This is a genomic window from Achromobacter ruhlandii (assembly GCF_002082135.1).
GTDB classification, from domain to species: Bacteria; Pseudomonadota; Gammaproteobacteria; order Burkholderiales; family Burkholderiaceae_B; genus Achromobacter; species Achromobacter ruhlandii.
This window is the reverse complement of the sequence record NZ_CP017433.1, coordinates 1,112,045-1,129,241: the sequence shown is the minus strand read 5'-3', so window position 1 is coordinate 1,129,241 and position 17,197 is coordinate 1,112,045. Positions and strand designations below refer to the sequence as shown.

Annotated in this window: 14 protein-coding genes; 1 reads left to right on the top strand and 13 read right to left on the bottom strand. The window is 66.2% G+C overall.

Features of this window, described 5'->3' with window-relative positions; all coding sequences use genetic code 11:
* Positions 1 to 8 precede the first annotated feature (8 nt).
* The 13 genes from AruCF_RS05065 to AruCF_RS05005 all read right to left on the bottom strand — a co-directional run bounded on the left by AruCF_RS05065 (position 9) and on the right by AruCF_RS05005 (position 15,920).
* Complete coding sequence (locus AruCF_RS05065; protein ID WP_049072370.1) at positions 9 to 758, bottom strand: phosphoadenylyl-sulfate reductase; 750 nt, start codon at positions 756 to 758, stop codon at positions 9 to 11.
* Positions 755 to 1,819 (bottom strand): sulfate/molybdate ABC transporter ATP-binding protein, encoded by a 1,065-nt coding sequence (locus tag AruCF_RS05060; RefSeq protein ID WP_049072368.1) that lies wholly within the window; start codon positions 1,817 to 1,819, stop codon positions 755 to 757. The genes AruCF_RS05065 and AruCF_RS05060 overlap by 4 nt, the downstream gene beginning before the upstream one ends.
* Positions 1,820 to 1,844: 25 nt before the next feature.
* Positions 1,845 to 2,744 (bottom strand): sulfate ABC transporter permease subunit CysW, encoded by a 900-nt coding sequence (cysW, locus tag AruCF_RS05055; protein WP_049072367.1) that lies wholly within the window; start codon positions 2,742 to 2,744, stop codon positions 1,845 to 1,847.
* Positions 2,741 to 3,631: a sulfate ABC transporter permease subunit CysT gene (gene cysT / locus AruCF_RS05050; protein WP_049072365.1), complete on the bottom strand. Its 891-nt coding sequence runs from the start codon at positions 3,629 to 3,631 to the stop codon at positions 2,741 to 2,743. Before cysT ends, cysW begins: the two co-directional genes overlap by 4 nt.
* Before the next feature lie 24 nt (positions 3,632 to 3,655).
* Positions 3,656 to 4,684 (bottom strand): sulfate ABC transporter substrate-binding protein, encoded by a 1,029-nt coding sequence (locus tag AruCF_RS05045; RefSeq protein ID WP_049072363.1) that lies wholly within the window; start codon positions 4,682 to 4,684, stop codon positions 3,656 to 3,658.
* Between the two features lie 225 nt (positions 4,685 to 4,909).
* On the bottom strand, positions 4,910 to 5,551 hold the full coding sequence (locus AruCF_RS05040; protein ID WP_006388282.1) for a peroxiredoxin: 642 nt from the start codon (positions 5,549 to 5,551) through the stop codon (positions 4,910 to 4,912).
* Between the two features lie 153 nt (positions 5,552 to 5,704).
* On the bottom strand, positions 5,705 to 7,531 hold the full coding sequence (locus AruCF_RS05035; RefSeq protein ID WP_049072362.1) for an acyl-CoA dehydrogenase: 1,827 nt from the start codon (positions 7,529 to 7,531) through the stop codon (positions 5,705 to 5,707).
* A 161-nt stretch (positions 7,532 to 7,692) separates the two neighbouring features.
* Positions 7,693 to 9,396, bottom strand: coding sequence for an aspartate-alanine antiporter (gene aspT / locus AruCF_RS05030; RefSeq protein WP_063569844.1), 1,704 nt, complete (start codon positions 9,394 to 9,396; stop codon positions 7,693 to 7,695).
* 35 nt (positions 9,397 to 9,431) lie between these two features.
* A complete protein-coding gene (locus AruCF_RS05025; RefSeq protein WP_049072360.1) occupies positions 9,432 to 11,246 on the bottom strand; it encodes a bifunctional aspartate transaminase/aspartate 4-decarboxylase in 1,815 nt (604 codons plus the stop codon).
* Between the two features lie 98 nt (positions 11,247 to 11,344).
* Positions 11,345 to 13,036, bottom strand: coding sequence for an aspartate-alanine antiporter (aspT, locus tag AruCF_RS05020; RefSeq protein ID WP_049072359.1), 1,692 nt, complete (start codon positions 13,034 to 13,036; stop codon positions 11,345 to 11,347).
* A 200-nt stretch (positions 13,037 to 13,236) separates the two neighbouring features.
* Positions 13,237 to 14,166, bottom strand: coding sequence for an electron transfer flavoprotein subunit alpha/FixB family protein (locus AruCF_RS05015; protein WP_049072358.1), 930 nt, complete (start codon positions 14,164 to 14,166; stop codon positions 13,237 to 13,239).
* 1 nt (position 14,167) lies between these two features.
* Positions 14,168 to 14,917: an electron transfer flavoprotein subunit beta/FixA family protein gene (locus tag AruCF_RS05010; protein ID WP_006388274.1), complete on the bottom strand. Its 750-nt coding sequence runs from the start codon at positions 14,915 to 14,917 to the stop codon at positions 14,168 to 14,170.
* Between the two features lie 79 nt (positions 14,918 to 14,996).
* The gene (locus AruCF_RS05005) at positions 14,997 to 15,920 is read right to left on the bottom strand and encodes a histone deacetylase family protein (RefSeq protein WP_080977347.1); all 924 of its coding nucleotides are present in this window, start codon (positions 15,918 to 15,920) and stop codon (positions 14,997 to 14,999) included.
* A 10-nt stretch (positions 15,921 to 15,930) separates the two neighbouring features.
* Between AruCF_RS05005 and mltB the strand changes: the two genes are divergently transcribed.
* Positions 15,931 to 17,088, top strand: a complete 1,158-nt coding sequence (gene mltB / locus AruCF_RS05000; protein ID WP_049072356.1) for a lytic murein transglycosylase B — start codon at positions 15,931 to 15,933, stop codon at positions 17,086 to 17,088.
* Positions 17,089 to 17,197: the final 109 nt, after the last annotated feature.

Below are 17,197 nucleotides of genomic sequence, written 5' to 3'. Positions count from 1 at the left end.
GACGGGCGTCAGGCGCGCGTGGTTTCCGCGACGATGCCAATGACCCGGTTGCCTGCGTGCAGGCCGCATTCCTTGGAGTCCGACGACTCCCACCACCAGCGCCCGGCCCGCAGGTCTTCGCCCGGGCGGATAGCGCGGGTACAGGGCTCGCAGCCGATGGACGGATAGCCCTGGTCGTGCAGCGGGTTGTAAGGAATGCCCAGGCCGCGGATCACGCCCCAGACATCCTCTTCGCTCCATTCGGCCAGCGGGTTGAACTTGTAGAGGCCGAAGGTGGCGTCGTCCTCTTCCAGGTGCAGTTCACCGCGCGTGGTCGATTGCGCGCGCCGCTGCCCGGTGATCCAGGCGCCGCGTCCGGCCAGCGCGCGCTTGAGCGGCTCGACCTTGCGGATCTGGCAACAGGCCTTGCGCAGCTCGACGCTCTCGTAGAAGGCGTAGGCGCCGTGCTCGGCCACATGGCGCTCGACCGCCCCGGAATCGGGTCGATACACGGTGATCTCGCGTCCGTAGCGTTCGCGCACCGCGTCCAGCACGCCCAGCGTTTCCGCGTGCAGCCGGCCGGTGTCCAGCGTGAAGACCTCCAGGTCCAGGCCGGCGCTGTAGATGGCGTGCGTCAGCACCATGTCCTCGGCCGCCAGCGACGAGGCCAGCGCCGCGTCGGGATAGCGCTGGCGCGCGTCCGCCAGCCGCGCGGTCAGTTCGTGCCAGCGAACCGCAAGGGCCGGCGCCAGGCCGGCGGCGAGATCGGCGGCCGTCATGCTTGCACCGCGAAGACACGCGCCCGGCGCGGGCGGGCCAGCAGGATATCGCCATCGCGCAGCGCCAGTTCGCGATAGAGATGCTCGGGCACCTCGGCCTCGATGACGGCGTCGGAATCCTGGCTGGCCAATTCCAGGTAGGCGCTGGGGCCGGCCAGGTAGGCATGCGACAGGCGCACCGGGATGCCGGCGCCGCCAGCGTGATAGCGTTCGATATCGAATTCGTGCGGCCGCACGTAGGCGGTGGCGCGTTGCGACTCGGCCTGCGCCAGTTCAGGCGCCGGCAACGACAGCCCGGCGCCTTCCCAGACGCCGCGGCTCGCCACGCCCTGCAATTGATTGACGTCGCCCAGGAAGCCGTAGACGAACGGCGTGGCCGGTCCTTCCCAGACCTCGCGCGGGGTGCCGACCTGTTCGATCCTGCCGGCGTTCATCAGCACCACGCGGTCGGCCACTTCCAGCGCTTCTTCCTGGTCGTGGGTGACGAACACGCTGGCCACGTTCAGCTCATCGTGCAGGCGGCGCAGCCACCGGCGCAGCTCCTTGCGCACCTTGGCGTCGAGCGCGCCGAACGGCTCGTCCAGCAGCAACACGCGCGGTTCCACCGCCAGCGCGCGCGCCAGGGCGATACGCTGGCGCTGGCCGCCCGACAGCTGCGCCGGGTAGCGGTCGGCCAGCCAATCGAGCTGCACCAGGTTGAGCAGGTCATGCACCTTGCGCCGGATCTGGTCTTCCGGCGGCCGCTGCGAGCGATGCTTGACGCGCAGGCCGAAGGCAACGTTCTCGAACACCGTCATGTGCTTGAACAGCGCGTAGTGCTGGAACACGAAACCGACCTGGCGCTGGCGCACGTCCACCGCGGTGGCGTCCTCGCCGGCGAACAGCACGCTGCCCGTGTCGGCCGATTCCAGCCCGGCGATGATGCGCAACAGCGTGGTCTTGCCGCAGCCCGAAGGCCCCAGCAGCGCCACCAGTTCGCCCGTCTCGATGTGCAGCGATACGTCATTGAGCGCGCGGAACTGGCCGAAGCGCTTGGATAGATTGCGAACCTCGATACTCATGCTTGTCTCCGTCTGGCCGGCCGCGTCAGGCGACGGCCGGCTTGATGGCCGTCGCCGGCCCGGGATACTCGACCGGCAGCTCCGCCGCCTTCAGGTAGCGCGCGTTGCGCCACTCGACCACGTTCTTGGCCACCAGCGTCACCAACGCCAACAGCGCCAAAAGCGAGGCCACCGCGAATGCCGCCGAATACTGGTATTCGTTGTAGAGAATCTCCACATGCAGGGTCATGGTGTTGGTCAGGCCGCGGATCTGGCCCGACACCACCGAGACCGCGCCGAACTCGCCCATGGCGCGCGCATTGCAGAGAATGGCGCCGTACAGCAGGCCCCACTTGATGTTCGGCAGCGTCACCCGCCAGAAGATCTGCCAGCCGTTCGCGCCCAGCGTCAGCGCGGCCTGTTCTTCCTCGCTGCCCTGCGCCTGCATCAGCGGAATCAGCTCGCGCGCGACGAAGGGAAAGGTCACGAACAGCGAGGCCAGGATGATGCCGGGCACGGCGTAGACGATCTTCAGGTCGTGCGCCTGCAACCAGCCGCCGAACCAGCCCTGGGTGCCGAACAGCAGCACGAACACCAGGCCGGCCACCACCGGCGACACCGAGAACGGCAGGTCGATCAGCGTGATGAGGAACTGCTTGCCGCGGAACTGGAACTTGGTGATGGCCCAGGCGGCGGCCACCCCGAACACCAGATTGACGGGCAAGGCGATCGCCGCCACCAGCAAGGTCAGGCGGATCGCGGCCAGGGCGTCCGGCTCGACGATCGCTTCCAGGTAGAGCGCCCAGCCTTTGCGGAATGCTTCGTAGAACACCGCGGCCAGCGGCACCAGCAGAAAAAGCGCCAGAAAGCCCAGCGCCAGGAACAGCAGAATGCCGCGCACCCAGCGCGGCTCGGTCAGGTGGGCGGGACGGTCAACAAAGCTCATGCCTGTCTCCCCAGGCCGCGACGGGCCTGCCAGCCCTGCAGCAGATTGATGACGAAAAGCAGCACGAACGACAGCACCAACATCACGGTGGCGATGGCGGCGGCGCCGGCGTAGTCGAACTGCTCCAGCTTGGCGATGATCAGCAGCGGCGTGATCTCGGACACCATCGGCATGTTGCCGGCGATGAAAACCACCGAGCCATACTCCCCGACGGCGCGGGCGAACGCCAGCGCGAAGCCGGTCATCAGCGCCGGCAACAGGGTCGGCAGCAGCACGCGGCGGATGGTCTGCCAGCGATCCGCGCCAAGGCTGGCGGCGGCCTCCTCGATTTCGCGCTCGATGTCTTCCAGCACCGGCTGCACCGTGCGCACCACGAACGGCACGCCGATGAAGATCAGCGCGATCACGATGCCCAGCGGCGTGAACGCCACCTTCAGGCCGAACCAGTTGGCCAGCGGCGCGCCCAGCCAGCCCTTTTCGGCATACAGCGCGGTCAGCGCGATGCCGGCCACGGCGGTGGGCAGCGCGAACGGCAGATCCACCAGCGCATCCAGGATCTTCTTGCCGGGAAAGCGGTAGCGCACCAGCACCCAGGCCACGATGGTGCCGAACACCAGGTTCACCAGCGCAGCCAGCAGCGAGGCGCCGAAGGTGAGCTGATAGGACGCCAGCACCCGTGGCGCCGTCACCGCGTCCCAGAAGCCCTGCCAGCCCAGCGAGGCGCTCTTGATCGGCAGCGCCGCCAGGGGAATCAACACGAGCACGCTCAGGTACAGCACCGCGTAGCCCATGGAAATGCCGAAACCGGGCAGCACGCCCGGGCTGTTGCGCCGAACGGCAAAAGGCGCCTGCGCGCCCTTTGCCGCCGGAATCGAGGCTGAAGTCATGGCCGTCGTCCGCTGGTTGTCCGCTTACTTCTTCTGCGGCTGGTAGATCTGGTCGAAGGTGCCGCCGTCGCTGAAGTGGTCCTTCTGCGCCTTGCGCCAGCCGCCGAAGATCTTGTCGTCGATGGTCACCAGCTTGACCTTGGGGAACTTGCTTTCGTACTTGGCGGCCACGGTCTTGTCGATCGGCCGGTAGTAGTTCTTGGCGATGATCTCCTGGGCCGCTGGGGTGTAGAGGAATTCCAGGTAGGCCTGGGCCGCGGCACGGGTGCCCTTCTTGTCGACGATCTTATCGACGATGGCCACGGGCGGCTCGGCCAGGATCGACAACGACGGCACCACGATGTCGAACTTGTCCGGGCCCAGTTCCTCCAGCGCCAGGAAGGCTTCGTTTTCCCAGGCCAGCAGCACGTCGCCCACGCCGCGCTCGACGAAGGTGGTGGTGGCGCCGCGGGCGCCGGTATCGAGCACCGGCACGTGCTTGAGCAGCTCGCCGACATAGGCGCGCGCCTTCTCTTCGCTGCCACCGTTCTTTTCCAGCGCGTAGGCCCAGGCGGCCAGATAGTTCCAGCGTGCGCCACCCGAGGTCTTGGGATTGGGCGTGATCACCTGCACGCCGTCCTTGACCAGGTCGTCCCAGTCCTTGATGTGCTTGGGATTGCCCTTACGCACCAGGAACACGATGGTCGAGGTGTAGGGCGAACTGTTTTGCGGCAGGCGCGCCTGCCAGTTCTCGGGCAAGAGGCCGCGGTCGGCGATGGCGTCGATGTCGTAGGCCAGCGCCAGCGTCACCACGTCGGCTTCCAGGCCGTCGATGACCGAGCGCGCCTGGCGGCCGGAGCCGCCGTGCGACTGACGGATGGTCAGGTCGACGTTGGCTTTTTCCTTGTACTGCTTGATAAAGGCGTCATCGATGGCGCGATACAGTTCTCGCGTCGGGTCGTACGACACGTTCAAAAGAGTCTGCTTCTGCTGCGCCTGCGCCGGCGCGATCGCGGCGAGAGACATCGTCACTGCGGCCAAGGCGGCCAACCATCCGGCTTTCCTGAAAGACATTCCCTGCTCCCTTCGCGTGTTTGGCAATGTGGAAGCAAGTTTGCCGGGGGCCTGTTCTGAACGGAACGAATCATTCTTTGATTGCTCATCGCTCCCAGGCATATAGCGCGGCCGCCGCCCCCTGTGAAAAAGCCGCGCATTCCCAGGAAATACGCGGCTTTGCGGGTGGCTGGCGCCAGAATCCGGGCAAGCGGTGACGCACCGCCTTGCGCACGGATTTCTTATTTACTTATTCGGTTGGGGAGTAATGCGCAGATAGGGACGCACCGCCTTGTAGCCCTTCGGGAACTTCTGCTTGATCACCGCTTCGTCCTGCAGCGACGGCACGATGATGACGTCGTCGCCGTCTTCCCAGTTGACCGGCGTGGCCACGCTGTGGCTGTCGGTCAGTTGCAGCGAGTCGATGACGCGCAGGATCTCGTTGAAGTTGCGGCCGGTGCTGGCCGGATACGTGATGATCAGGCGCACCTTCTTGTTCGGGTCGATGATGAAGACCGAGCGCACCGTCAGCGTGGCGTTGGCGTTGGGGTGGATCATGTCGTACAGCTCGGACACCTTGCGGTCCTTGTCGGCCAGGATCGGGAAATTGACCTTGGTCGACTGGGTGTCGTTGATGTCCTCGATCCACTTGGTGTGCGAGTCGGTGCCGTCCACCGACAGCGCCAGCACCTTCACGTTGCGCTTGGCGAATTCGTCGGCCAGCTTGGCGGTGTATCCCAGCTCGGTCGTGCAGACAGGCGTGAAGTCGGCCGGATGCGAGAACAGCACGCCCCAGCTATTGCCCAGATACTCATGGAAACGGATCGGGCCGGCGGAGGATTCCTGTTCGAAATCGGGCGCGGTGTCGCCCAGGCGTAGATGGCTCATGGTGTCTCCTGCTTGCGGATTCGGGTTACGGAATCGACCGGCCGCCACGTCCGGCGGCCGGCCTGAAAAACGTTTCGGCGGCGGCCTGTGCCGCCCCTGGAAACGATTCTTCCATCAAACCTGTTGCAGGGGAAATACGCAAGACATATAACCTTATGCAATATTCGCGGCCGCGCCGCAGGCGTCCGCCACCACGCCGGCGCGCACCGCCGCCGATAGCGCCAGCGCGCGCGGCAGAATGTGGGCGGCGTAGAACAATCCGGTCGCCAGCTTCTCGCGATGGAACGGATCGGTCGATCCCCCCGCCAGGTGCCGGCGGCACGCCAGCACCGCGCGCGCCATCTGCCAGCCGCCATGCACCACGCCGGCCAGCATCAGGTACGGCACGCTGCTGGCGTATACCGCCCGGATATTTGCCGCGGATTGTTCAAGGATGAATTCCACGCCCGATTCATAGGCCTGGATGGCGCTGTCGAGGTTGTCGCGCAGCAAGCGCAGGCCGTCGCGGTCGGCGGCGGCTGCCCGCGACGACTCGGCCTCGACCGCCCGCAAGGTCTCGCGCATGGCCGAGATGGCGGCGTAGGCGGTGGCGCCGCCATCGCGCTGCGTCTTGCGGCTGACCAGGTCGTTGGCCTGGATCGCGGTGGTGCCCTCGTAGATCGGCAGGATGCGCGCGTCACGGTAATACTGCGCGGCCCCGGTCTCCTCGATATAGCCCATGCCCCCATGCACCTGGATGCCGAGCGAGGCTACCTCCACCGCCGATTCGGTCGAGAAGCCCTTGACGATGGGCACCATGTATTCGTAGAACGCGCGGTTGCGGGCGCGCTGTTCGGGATCCGGGTGATGCGTGCCTTTGTCGTGCGCGGCGGCGGTCACGTACGACACGGCGCGCGCCGCCTCGGTGAGCGCCTTCATGGTCAGCAGCATGCGCTGCACGTCCGGATGGCGCGCGATCGCGACCGCCGCGGAGGAACCTTCCACCGCCCTGCCCTGCACCCGTTCGCGCGCATAGGCCAGCGCGTGCTGGTAAGCCCGCTCGGACACGCCGATGCCCTGCTGCCCGACCGAATAGCGGGCCGCGTTCATCATGATGAACATGTATTCCAGGCCGCGATTCAACTCGCCCACCAGATAGCCGACCGCGCCCTCGCCCGCCTCGCCCTTGCCCGAACCGTACAGCAGCACGGCCGTGGGACTGCCATGGATGCCCAGCTTGTGCTCCAGCGAGGCGCACCAGACGTCGTTGCGCGCGCCCAGGGCGCCATCGGCGCCGACCAGGAACTTGGGCACGATGAACAGCGAGATGCCCTTGACCCCGGGCGGCGCGTCCGGCGTGCGCGCCAGCACCAGGTGGATGATGTTCTCGGCCAGGTCGTGCTCGCCGTAGGTGATGAAGATCTTCTGACCCGACAGGCGGTAGCTGCCGTCCTCCTGGCGCACCGCGCGCGTGGCCACCTGGGCCAGGTCCGAGCCGGCCTGCGGCTCGGTCAGGTTCATGGTGCCAGTCCATTTACCGCCGATCAGGTTGGGCACGAACGTCTTGCGCTGTTCTTCCGAGCCGACGGTGAGGATGGCCTCGATCACGCCGTCGGTCAGCATCGGGCACAACGAAAACGCCAGGCTGGCGGCCTGGATGTTTTCGCCAGGCGCGGCCGCGACCAGCTTGGGCAGCCCCTGCCCGCCCCAGGCCTGCGGATGCTGCAGTCCCTGCCAGCCGCCGGCGGCATAGTCCTTGAATCCCTGGGCGTAGCCTGGCGTCGCGGTCACATGGCCGTCGTTCCAGACGGGCGGGCGGGTATCGCCGGGTACATTAAGCGGCGCGATCGCCTGCTCGACGAAGCGGCCGTTCTCTTCCAGGATGGCGTCCACCAGATCGGGCGTCACCTCTTCGAATCCGGGCAGTTTGAGGACATCGTCCAGGCCGGCCAGTTCCTTCAGCGCGAAGCGGAAATCCTGCAGCGGGGTAAGGTAGGGCATCTTGTCTCCATGAGCCTGCGCCCGTGACGGCGGGGGCGGCGGGGTGCGATGGGATGCCGCCTTGGGTGACACGCATGGCGCGGTCGATGGCGGTCTCGGTAGTTTCCCTAGCCTATGTTAAACCCTGGCTCCGCCTCATGGGGCGACGCGCCCTGCCGGCCTCATCCACCAAGGTGATGCGCCAGCGACACAATGATCGGTCCCAGCACCGGCAACAGCACGTTGGCGATGGCGTAGGTCACGGTGTAACCCAGCAGCGGCACCGCGCTGCCGCTGGCCCCCAGGATGGCGCTGATCGCCGGCGTGCTGACGTGCTGGCCCGCGATGGCGCCGACCAGCAGCGGCCCCTCTATTTTGAGCAGCTTGTGCCCGACCCACAGCGACAGGCAGGCCGGCCCCAGCGACACCAGCAGGCCGATCAGCGGCAGCACCGCGCCGTGCTCGCGGATCAGCGCCACCGCCTCCGGCCCGGCCGACAGGCCGACGCAGGCGACGAACACCGCCAGCCCCAGATCCTTGAGCAATTGCACCGCCTGGTCCGGCATGTGCCCCAATGCGGGCCGCTTGGCGTTGATCCAGCCGCACACCAGGCCGCTGACCAGGGCGCCGCCGCCGCTGCCCAGCGACACCGGAATGCCCCAGAGGCGTGCCCCCAGCGCGCCGATCATCAAGCCGGCGAGAATGCCGAAGGCCAGGAACACCAGGTCGGTCACGCCGCTGCGCCGCAGTTCGTTGCCCAGCCCTGCGCCGGCCTGCGACAACTCGGGCTCGGCGCCCACCAGCGTCACCAGGTCGCCATACTGCACCACGGTGGCAGGCGTGAGCGGCAGCATGTGACCGGACCGCTGGATCGACTGCAGGAACACGCCCCGCGCCCGCTGCGCGCGCGGCCCCTTGGCCAATTCGCCCAGGGTGCGGCCATTGGCCGTCTTCCTGTTGACGATGACCTGCAGCTCGGCCAACTGCAGGTCATCGGCATGCGCCTCCGGCAACTGGATCTCCGGCCCGACGACCGAGCCGGCCCGCAATGCGAAGCGGCGCAGGCCCAGCACGACGACGATGTCGCCGGTGGCCAGGCGGTCCTCAGGCGTGGGCGCGATCGCCTCGCCATTGCGCAGGATGCGGCTGATGGCGGTGCGTCCGCCCAATTCGGCTTCGACCTCCCCCACCGTCCTGCCGTCCGCGTCCTTAACCACGTGCGAGCGGCCCACCAGCCGCGGCAGGGTCGGAAGCAGGTTCTCGTCGGGCTCGCCCGGTCCCCCGCCCAGTTTTTCCTCAAGCGCTTTGGAGGCTTCGCGCAGGTTGATGCGCAACAGGGCTGGCGCCACCTGGCTGGTGAAGAACACGATGCTGATCAGGCCCACCAGATAAGTCAGCGTGTAGGCGGTGGCGATATTGGCCTCCATGCGCTGCACGTCGGCGTCGGGCAGACCCAGGTGCTTGAGCGCCTCCGCCGCGGTCCCGACCACGGCCGACTCGGTTGCCGCCCCCGCCGCCAGCCCCGCCGCCGTGCCCGCGTCGAGCCCGAACAGCGGCACCGCCAGCAGCACGACGGTCAGCACCAGCAGCGCCTCGATGACCGGCAGCACGATGTAGCGCAGGCTGGAGCGGTTCAGATTGGCGAAGAACTGCGGCCCGCCGGAATAGCCCATGGCGAAGATGAACAGGGCGAACGCGACCTCCTTCAGGTCGCCGCGCATCTGGCAGCCGGTCTGGCCAATCAGCAGGGCGACGATGAGCGTGCCGCACACGCCCCCCAGCTGAATCGGCCCGACCTTGAGCTTGCCGATCAGGTATCCCAACCCCACCGTCAGGAACAGCACCGCGATGGGAACGTTATTGAAAAACCCGACTGAGCACGTCATGAGGTCATGTCACCCTGGATGTCCGACGATGGCGACTACTTCGCCCCTTTGGTGGCGGAACGCTCGGCCTTGGCGGCCTGCTTGACCGCCTGCTTCACCGCCTTCTTGGCGGCTTGCTTGCCGGCGGCCTTGCGCTTGGCGGCGGCGGGCTTGACCTTCTGGCCCTTGCCGGCGGTCGGACCCGAACGCACCAGTTGGCCGGCCTTCCAGGCCTCGACGTACTCCGTGGCGGCCTCGACCATATGCTTGCCGATCTTGGAATAGTCGCCATCGTCCAGGTTGGCCAGGGAAATGCGGATCGACCACGGCGGGCCGCCGAAGCCGCCGCCATCCATGAGCACCACGCCGGATTTCTCGGCCAGGCGGAACAGGAAGTCGACCGGCTCGTAGTTCGACGCCATGTACTTGCAGAAGGCGTCGCCATAGGTGTTCTTGGCCCACACCATGAAGTCCAGTTCGACGTAGTACCAGCCACGCATCGGATCTTCCGGCGGCAACGGCGCCCCCAGGCCACGCCACAACGCATCGCGGCGGGCGCGCACGATCTGCATGGTCAGGTGTTTGTACGCGTCCTTCAGGTCCAGCAGATGAGATAGCGCGAAAAAGCCCATCTGCACCTGCTGCGGCAACGACAGGCCGGCGGTGTGGTTCAACGCCACATTGCGGCTGTCGGCCACCAGCCGGTCGATGAACTTGAGCTTCTCGGGCTCCATGGTCATGGCGCCGTAGCGCTTGTTCAGCCGGTTTTTCCAGGATGCCGGCAATTCGGCGATGCGGCGGTCCATGGTGTTCTTCTCGTGGGTCGCGATCACGCCCAGGCGCCAGCCGGTGCAACCGAAGTTCTTCGAGAACGAATATACGCAGATAGTGTTGTGCGGCACCTCGGCCATCAGCGAACGGAAGTTGGGCACGAAGGTGCCATACACATCGTCCGTCACCAGCACCAGGTCCGGATTCTTGCGGATCAGCCCCACGATCTGTTTCATCTCTACCGGGCTGAAAGCCACCGACGGCGGATTGCTGGGATTGACGGTCACCGCCAGCTTGATCTTGGGGTTCTCCAGCTTGGCGATTTCCGAGGCGGGATAGTGCCAGTCGTGGGTGCCGTCAGCGCGCACGCTGCTGGCATTGATGGCGACAATCTTGAACTGGAAGCGCTCCAGATGCGCGATCTCGATATACGGCGTGAAGGTCGGCAGGAACAGCGCAATGGTGTCGCCCTGCTTGAGCAGGCCGTTCTGCATCAGCGAATCGAAGATGTAGCACATGGCCGCCGTGCCGCCTTCGACCGGGAACAGGTCAAACTTGCCCTTGGGCGGACGGCCATCGCACATTTCCTTGATCAGGTAGTCGTGCAGGATCTGTTCAAGGTGCACCAGTGCGCGCGGCGGCACCGGATAGTTATCGCCGATGATGCCGTCGGTCAGCTCGTGGATCCACTCATCCGGCACGAAGTTCTTGACCTTCACGCCATACTCCAGGACGCCGGCCAGGAAGTCCGCTCCCGCCGCGCCCTTGTTCTTGGACAGGAACTTGCGCAGGCGGTCGGCGCAGCCTTTCTTGGGCGGCATGCCCGCCAGGATGACGTCGTCGCGCACCCGGCGCGCTTCCTTCATCGCGAACTGGCCCAGCAGAAAGAAGGCGTCGCGCGGCTCGGTGGCGATCCAGTTCGGATTGCCACGCCCGGCGTTCAGCATGGTCAGCACGGCGGTCTGCTGGCTTTCCTTGGCCAACGTGATCAGGTAGTCCTTCAATTCGAAGGGCGACAGTTGCTCCAGGTCGCGCTGGCGCGAACGGGTGGTCTTGAGGGCCGAAGCCAGGCTGACGGTGAGAGGCGCGGTGGAAGCCATTATTCAGTACTCCTGGTTTGCGATTGACAGGCGCTTGCCCGGGGGCGCGGCCCCCGGAATCCGCAGGCCCGCCCGCATGCGCGCGGGCGGGAATCCCGCTAGGTCATGAGCATGACGATGACAATGCCCCAGATGATGAGCAGGGTATTGCCGATGGCGTAGGGCACGGTGTAGCCCAGGGCGGGCACCTGGCTCTTCGCGGTCTCGGTGATCTGGCCGATGGCGGCCGTGGTGGTGCGGGCCCCGGCGCACACGCCCAGCACGATGCCCGGGTGGAACTTGAAGACGTAGCGCGCGATGTACACCCCCAGGATCATCGGTACGCTGGTGGCGATGATGCCGGCGATGAACAGCTTGGCGCCGAGCTGCTGGAAGCCCTGCACGAAGCCCGGCCCGGAACTGATGCCCACTACCGCCACGAAGGCCGTCAGGCCGACCGAGGTCAGGAACCAATGCACCGGTTCCGGCACCCGGCCGAAGGTGGGATGCACCGACCGCAGATAGCCGAAGATCAGGCCGGCGATCAGCGAGCCGCCCGAGGTCGACAGCGTGATGGGAATGCCGCCGACCGTCAGCACCAGCGTACCGAACAGGCCGCCCAGCAGGATGCCGAAGCCCACGAACACCATGTCGGTCTGCTCGGTGGCGCGGTCCACGTAGCCCAGCTTGCTCACCACCCGTTCGACGTCGCGCTTGGCGCCGAGGATGAACAGGCGATCGCCGCGGTCGAGCTTCAGGCCCCAGTTGACCGGCATTTCGTGACCGCCGCGCACCACTTTGCGCAGGAACACGCCGCGCCCCAGCTCGCGCACCTGTTCCATTTCGGATATTTCCTTGACGGTCTTGCCGGCCAGGTTCTTGTTGGTGAGCACCACCTCGACAATCTCGGCGGGCAGGTTGATCAGGTCACGGTCCTCGACCTCGGTGCCGATGATCCCGGCCGCCTGCAGCACCAGCGCGTCATGCCTGCCGGCCACGCCCAGCACGTCGCCGGCCTGCAGCACGGTGGTGGAATCGGCGTCGAGGATCTGGTCGCCGCGGCGGATGCGTTCGATGAATACGCGCGCCTCGACGAAGCGCGATTCAATCTCGCCCACTGTCTTGCCGACGAATTCGGGATGGTCCAGCCTGTAGGCGCGGGAAATGAACTTGCGATAGCCCGACAGCTCCATCGAATCCGCCCCGCCGGACATCTTGGCTTCGTACTCCTTGCACTCCTTGACGATGTCCACGCGCATCAGCTTGGGGCCAAGCGAGGCCAGCAGCCAGGCGCTGCCCACCGTGCCGAAGATGTAGCAGACCGCGTACGCCACCGGGATGCTGTCGATCCATTTCTTCTTGGTGGCCGCGTCGATGCCCAGGCCGTTGATGGTATCGGTCGCCACCCCCATCACCGCCGAAATGGTCTGCGCGCCGGACAGCAGCCCCGCGCCGGTGCCGGCATCGAAGCCGAAACCCACGGCAGTGCCCCAGGTCACCAGCAGGCAGATGACGCAGATGATCACGGCGAAAATGACTTGCGGCAGGCCATCGCTTTTCATGCCGCGAAAGAATTGCGGCCCGACGCCATAGCCCAGGCCGAACAGGAACAGCAGGAAGAAAACCTGTTTGACGATCGGGGCGATCGTGATATTGAGCTGGCCGACCAGCACACCGACCAGCAAGGTGCCGGTCACCGCCCCCAGGTTGAATCCGAATATCTTCTTGGCGCCTATCCAATACCCCAGCCCGAGGGTAAGGAATATTGCCAGTTCAGGGTATTTCCGCAGAGTGTCAAATAACCATTCCATCCCGAATCTCCTTCGTTATGTACCGGCCAAGCACTTGCGCGAATCCTAGCTGCGCGCGGCATACATTATCAGAATCTTTCCAAAGATCAAAAGATTCCCACTATAAATATCAAATAGTTTCGTTTGCCAGGTGCAATAAAAAAGCCCGCGGACACATAATGTCCGCGGGCTTTTGGCATTAACGCCGGGGCGCGTCGGCTTTATAGCGCGCCGGTCAGTTCGGGAACCACCTGGAACAGATCGCCCACCAGGCCATAATCGGCCACGCCGAAAATCGGCGCTTCGGGATCCTTGTTGATGGCGACGATGACCTTGGAATCCTTCATGCCGGCCAGATGCTGGATGGCGCCCGAGATACCGACGGCCACGTACAGTTGCGGCGCAACAATCTTGCCGGTCTGGCCGACCTGCCAGTCGTTGGGCGCATAGCCGGCGTCGACCGCGGCGCGCGAAGCGCCCAGGGCGGCGCCGAGCTTGTCGGCCAGCGGATCCAGGATCTTGAAGTTCTCGGCGCTGCCCAGGCCACGCCCGCCGGACACGACGACGCGGGCGCCGGCCAGTTCGGGACGGTCGCTCTTGGCGACTTCGCGGCCGACGAAGCTCGACAGGCCGGAATCGGCCACGGCGGCAACGTCTTCCACGGCGGCCGAGCCGCCCTGCGCGGCCACGGCATCAAAGCCGGTGGTGCGCACGGTGATGACCTTGACCGGGTCGGCCGATTGCACGGTGGCGATGGCGTTGCCGGCGTAGATCGGGCGCTGGAAGGTATCGGCGGATTCGACACCGATGATGTCGGAGATCTGAGCCACGTCGAGCTTGGCGGCCACGCGCGGGGCGACGTTCTTGCCCGAGGCGGTGGCCGGGAACAGGATGTGGCTGTAGCCGGAGGCCACGGCCAGCACCTGGGCGGCGACGTTCTCGGCCAGGCCGTCAGCCAGTTGCGGCGCGTTGGCCAGCAGCACCTTGGCCACGCCGGCCGCCTGCGCGGCCTGGTCGGCCACGGCGCGGGCATTGGCGCCGGCGACCAGCACGTGAACGTCGCCTCCGATCTTGGCGGCGGCGGCGACGGCGTTCAGGGTTGCGCCCTTGAGCTGGGCGTTATCGTGTTCGGCAATAACCAGCGTCGTCATCTCAAACCACCTTCGCTTCGTTCTTGAGTTTGTCCACCAGGGCCGCGACATCGGCCACCTTGATGCCGGCCTTGCGGGCGGGCGGCTCGCTGACCTTGAGCGTCTTCAGGCGCGGCGCCGGATCGACACCCAGTTCTTCCGGGGTGACGGTGTCCAGCTGCTTCTTCTTGGCCTTCATGATGTTCGGCAGCGTGACGTAACGCGGCTCGTTCAGGCGCAGGTCGGTGGTGATGATGGCCGGCAGCTTGAGCGTCAGCGTTTCCAGGCCGCCGTCGACTTCGCGCGTGACCGTGGCCTTGCCATCGGCCAGCTCGACCTTGCTGGCGAACGTGGCTTGCGGCCAGTCCAGCAGCGCGGCCAGCATCTGGCCGGTCTGGTTGGCGTCGTCGTCGATGGCCTGCTTGCCCAGGATCACCAGTTGCGGCTGTTCCTTGTCGACGAGGGCCTTGAGCAGCTTGGCCACGGCCAGCGGTTGCAGTTCGGCGTCGGTCTGGACCAGCACGCCACGGTCGGCGCCGATGGCCATGGCGGTGCGCAGGGTTTCCTGGCATTGCGCAACGCCGCAAGAAACCGCCACGACTTCGGCCACGGCGCCCTTTTCCTTCAGGCGGGTGGCTTCCTCGACGGCGATCTCGTCAAAGGGGTTCATCGACATCTTCACATTGGCGATATCCACGCCGGTCTGATCAGACTTGACGCGCACCTTGACGTTGTAGTCAACGACGCGCTTGACAGGTACCAACACCTTCATCCCGCTGCCTCCAAATGGAAATAATTACCCGGCGGATCAACGACCCGCCGGGATCGCATTGCACAATTTTTTCCTGATTCTACAGCTTCGCCAGCGCCCGTATATGGGCCACGACGCTGCGCCCCAGGGCGGACAGGTTGTAACCGCCCTCGAGCGTGCTGACGATGCGCCCCTGGCAATGGCGTTCCGCCACCTCCACGAGCTGCTCGGTGATCCATGCATAGTCGGCCTCCACCAGCCCCATTTGACCCATGTCGTCCTCGCGGTGGGCATCGAAACCGGCCGAAATCAGAATAAGTTCCGGGCGGTGCGCCTCCAGCCGCGGCAGCCAGGTGTCCGTGACGATGGCACGGACAGCAGCGCCCGCCGTATAGGCGGCCACAGGCACGTTGACCATGTTGGCCGCCGGATGTTCGGTGCCGCTGTTGGGAAAGAAGGGATGCTGGAAAATGCTGCACATCAGCACCCGCTCATCGCCCGCGAAGACGTCCTCGGTGCCGTTGCCGTGGTGCACGTCGAAATCGACGATGGCAACCCGCGACAAGCCGTGGAAGTCCATGGCGTGGCGGGCCGCGATGGCCACGTTGTTCAGGAAGCAGAAGCCCATGGCCTGCGAACGGCAGGCGTGGTGTCCGGGAGGACGCACCGCACAAAACGCCGTGCGCGCCTCGCCGCCGATCACCGCGTCCACGGCCGCCACGCCCGCGCCGGCGGCGTACAGCGCGGCCTCGTAGGTGTGGGGGTTCATGAGGGTGTCGGGATCTATCGGGTAATACCCGTGTTCCGGGGTATGTTCGCGCAGACTGTCCAGATACTGGACAGTGTGCACCCGCAGCACGTCATGGCGCGACGCCTGCGGCGCCTGCCGGTCATCCAGATAGGGCATCAAACCGCTGGCGAGCAATTGGTCGGAAATGGCATCCAGCCTCTGCGGGCTCTCCGGATGCCAACTGCCCATTTCATGCAAGCGGCATGCCGGGTGGGTAAGATACATGGTCTCCATAAGGAAGATTATGTTCACCTGTCGGCGATTACTGCAACTCGGCACCTTGTCGGCCCTCCTGGCCGGCTGTGCCACCACCGCTCCCAGCTCCCCCAATCCGCCCGCCGGCCAACCGCCGGCCGCCACCCCCGGCACCACGCCCATCCGCATCGGACCCAGTACGCCGACACTCGGTGCCGAGCCCGCGGACGACGGCCCGGCCGCCCTGACGCCTAGCGGCGCCCTGCGGCCGGAGGTGCGCGCCTTCGTCGAAAGCCTGGCCGCCGAGCGCGACCTGCCGCTCAAGCCCATGGTCGCGGCGCTCGAGGGCGCCCGCTACAACGCCACCGTGGCGCGGCTGATCGCCCCGTCGCCGCCCGGCAAGAAGATCTGGCGCAGCTGGCTGACCTACCGTTCGCGCTTCGTCGAACCCAAGCGCATCGGCTGGGGCGTGGAGTTCTACAACGAGCACCGCGACCAGCTCAACCAGGCCGCGCAACGCTTCGGCGTGCCCGCCCCCATCATCGCCTCGATCATCGGCGTTGAAACGCTCTATGGCCGCAACATGGGCAATTTCCGCGTGCTGGACGCGCTGACCACGCTGGCCTTCGATTATCCGGACCCGGCCAAGCCCGAGCGCGCCACCATGTTCCGCGGCCAACTGGCCGACTTCCTCACGCTGGTGATGAAAGGCAAGCTGGACATGGAAACCCGCGGCTCATACGCCGGGGCCATCGGCATGCCGCAATTCATGCCCACCAGCATCAAGCACTACGCGGTGGACGGCGATGACAGCGGCCATATCGACCTGACCAACAACACCCGCGATGCCATCATGTCGGTCGGCAGCTTCCTGTCGCAGCACGGCTGGCAGCGCGGACTGCCGGTATTCGCGCCGGTGACGTTGCCGGCCGATCCCACCGCGCTGGTGGACGGCGGCCTGGAACCCAAGCAGACCTGGGGCACCCTGACCGCGGCGGGCGCGCGCCTGCAGCCCGGCGCCTCGGCCAACGGCTGGGGCAGCCAGCCCATGGGCGTGGTCGACCTGGTGGAAGAAGCCCGCGGCACCGCGCAATACCGCGTTGGCACGCCCAACTTCTTTGCCCTGACGAAATACAACCGCAGCTACTTCTATGCCACCGCGGTGGCCGACCTGGCCGCCGAGATCGAGGCGCGCGTCGGCCGCTGAGCGCCCGGGAGCCACTGCCCAAGGCCCGGGCTGCCCCGGGCTGTGAAGTCGGCGCAGTGCCGGTTAGCTCGTCCTGGGTCGGCGCGTGCCGCGCCGTTCCGAGCGGCGC

Excerpts from the sequence above, each read along its gene's own strand:
- AruCF_RS05065 (WP_049072370.1), bottom strand. The coding sequence starts at position 758 with ATGACGGCCGCCGATCTCGCCGCCGGCCTGGCGCCGGCCCTTGCGGTT.
- AruCF_RS05060 (WP_049072368.1), bottom strand. The coding sequence starts at position 1,819 with ATGAGTATCGAGGTTCGCAATCTATCCAAGCGCTTCGGCCAGTTCCGC.
- cysW (WP_049072367.1), bottom strand. The coding sequence starts at position 2,744 with ATGAGCTTTGTTGACCGTCCCGCCCACCTGACCGAGCCGCGCTGGGTG.
- cysT (WP_049072365.1), bottom strand. The coding sequence starts at position 3,631 with ATGACTTCAGCCTCGATTCCGGCGGCAAAGGGCGCGCAGGCGCCTTTT.
- AruCF_RS05045 (WP_049072363.1), bottom strand. The coding sequence starts at position 4,684 with ATGTCTTTCAGGAAAGCCGGATGGTTGGCCGCCTTGGCCGCAGTGACG.
- AruCF_RS05040 (WP_006388282.1), bottom strand. The coding sequence starts at position 5,551 with ATGAGCCATCTACGCCTGGGCGACACCGCGCCCGATTTCGAACAGGAA.
- AruCF_RS05035 (WP_049072362.1), bottom strand. The coding sequence starts at position 7,531 with ATGCCCTACCTTACCCCGCTGCAGGATTTCCGCTTCGCGCTGAAGGAA.
- aspT (WP_063569844.1), bottom strand. The coding sequence starts at position 9,396 with ATGACGTGCTCAGTCGGGTTTTTCAATAACGTTCCCATCGCGGTGCTG.
- AruCF_RS05025 (WP_049072360.1), bottom strand. The coding sequence starts at position 11,246 with ATGGCTTCCACCGCGCCTCTCACCGTCAGCCTGGCTTCGGCCCTCAAG.
- aspT (WP_049072359.1), bottom strand. The coding sequence starts at position 13,036 with ATGGAATGGTTATTTGACACTCTGCGGAAATACCCTGAACTGGCAATA.
- AruCF_RS05015 (WP_049072358.1), bottom strand. The coding sequence starts at position 14,166 with ATGACGACGCTGGTTATTGCCGAACACGATAACGCCCAGCTCAAGGGC.
- AruCF_RS05010 (WP_006388274.1), bottom strand. The coding sequence starts at position 14,917 with ATGAAGGTGTTGGTACCTGTCAAGCGCGTCGTTGACTACAACGTCAAG.
- AruCF_RS05005 (WP_080977347.1), bottom strand. The coding sequence starts at position 15,920 with ATGGAGACCATGTATCTTACCCACCCGGCATGCCGCTTGCATGAAATG.
- mltB (WP_049072356.1), top strand. The coding sequence starts at position 15,931 with ATGTTCACCTGTCGGCGATTACTGCAACTCGGCACCTTGTCGGCCCTC.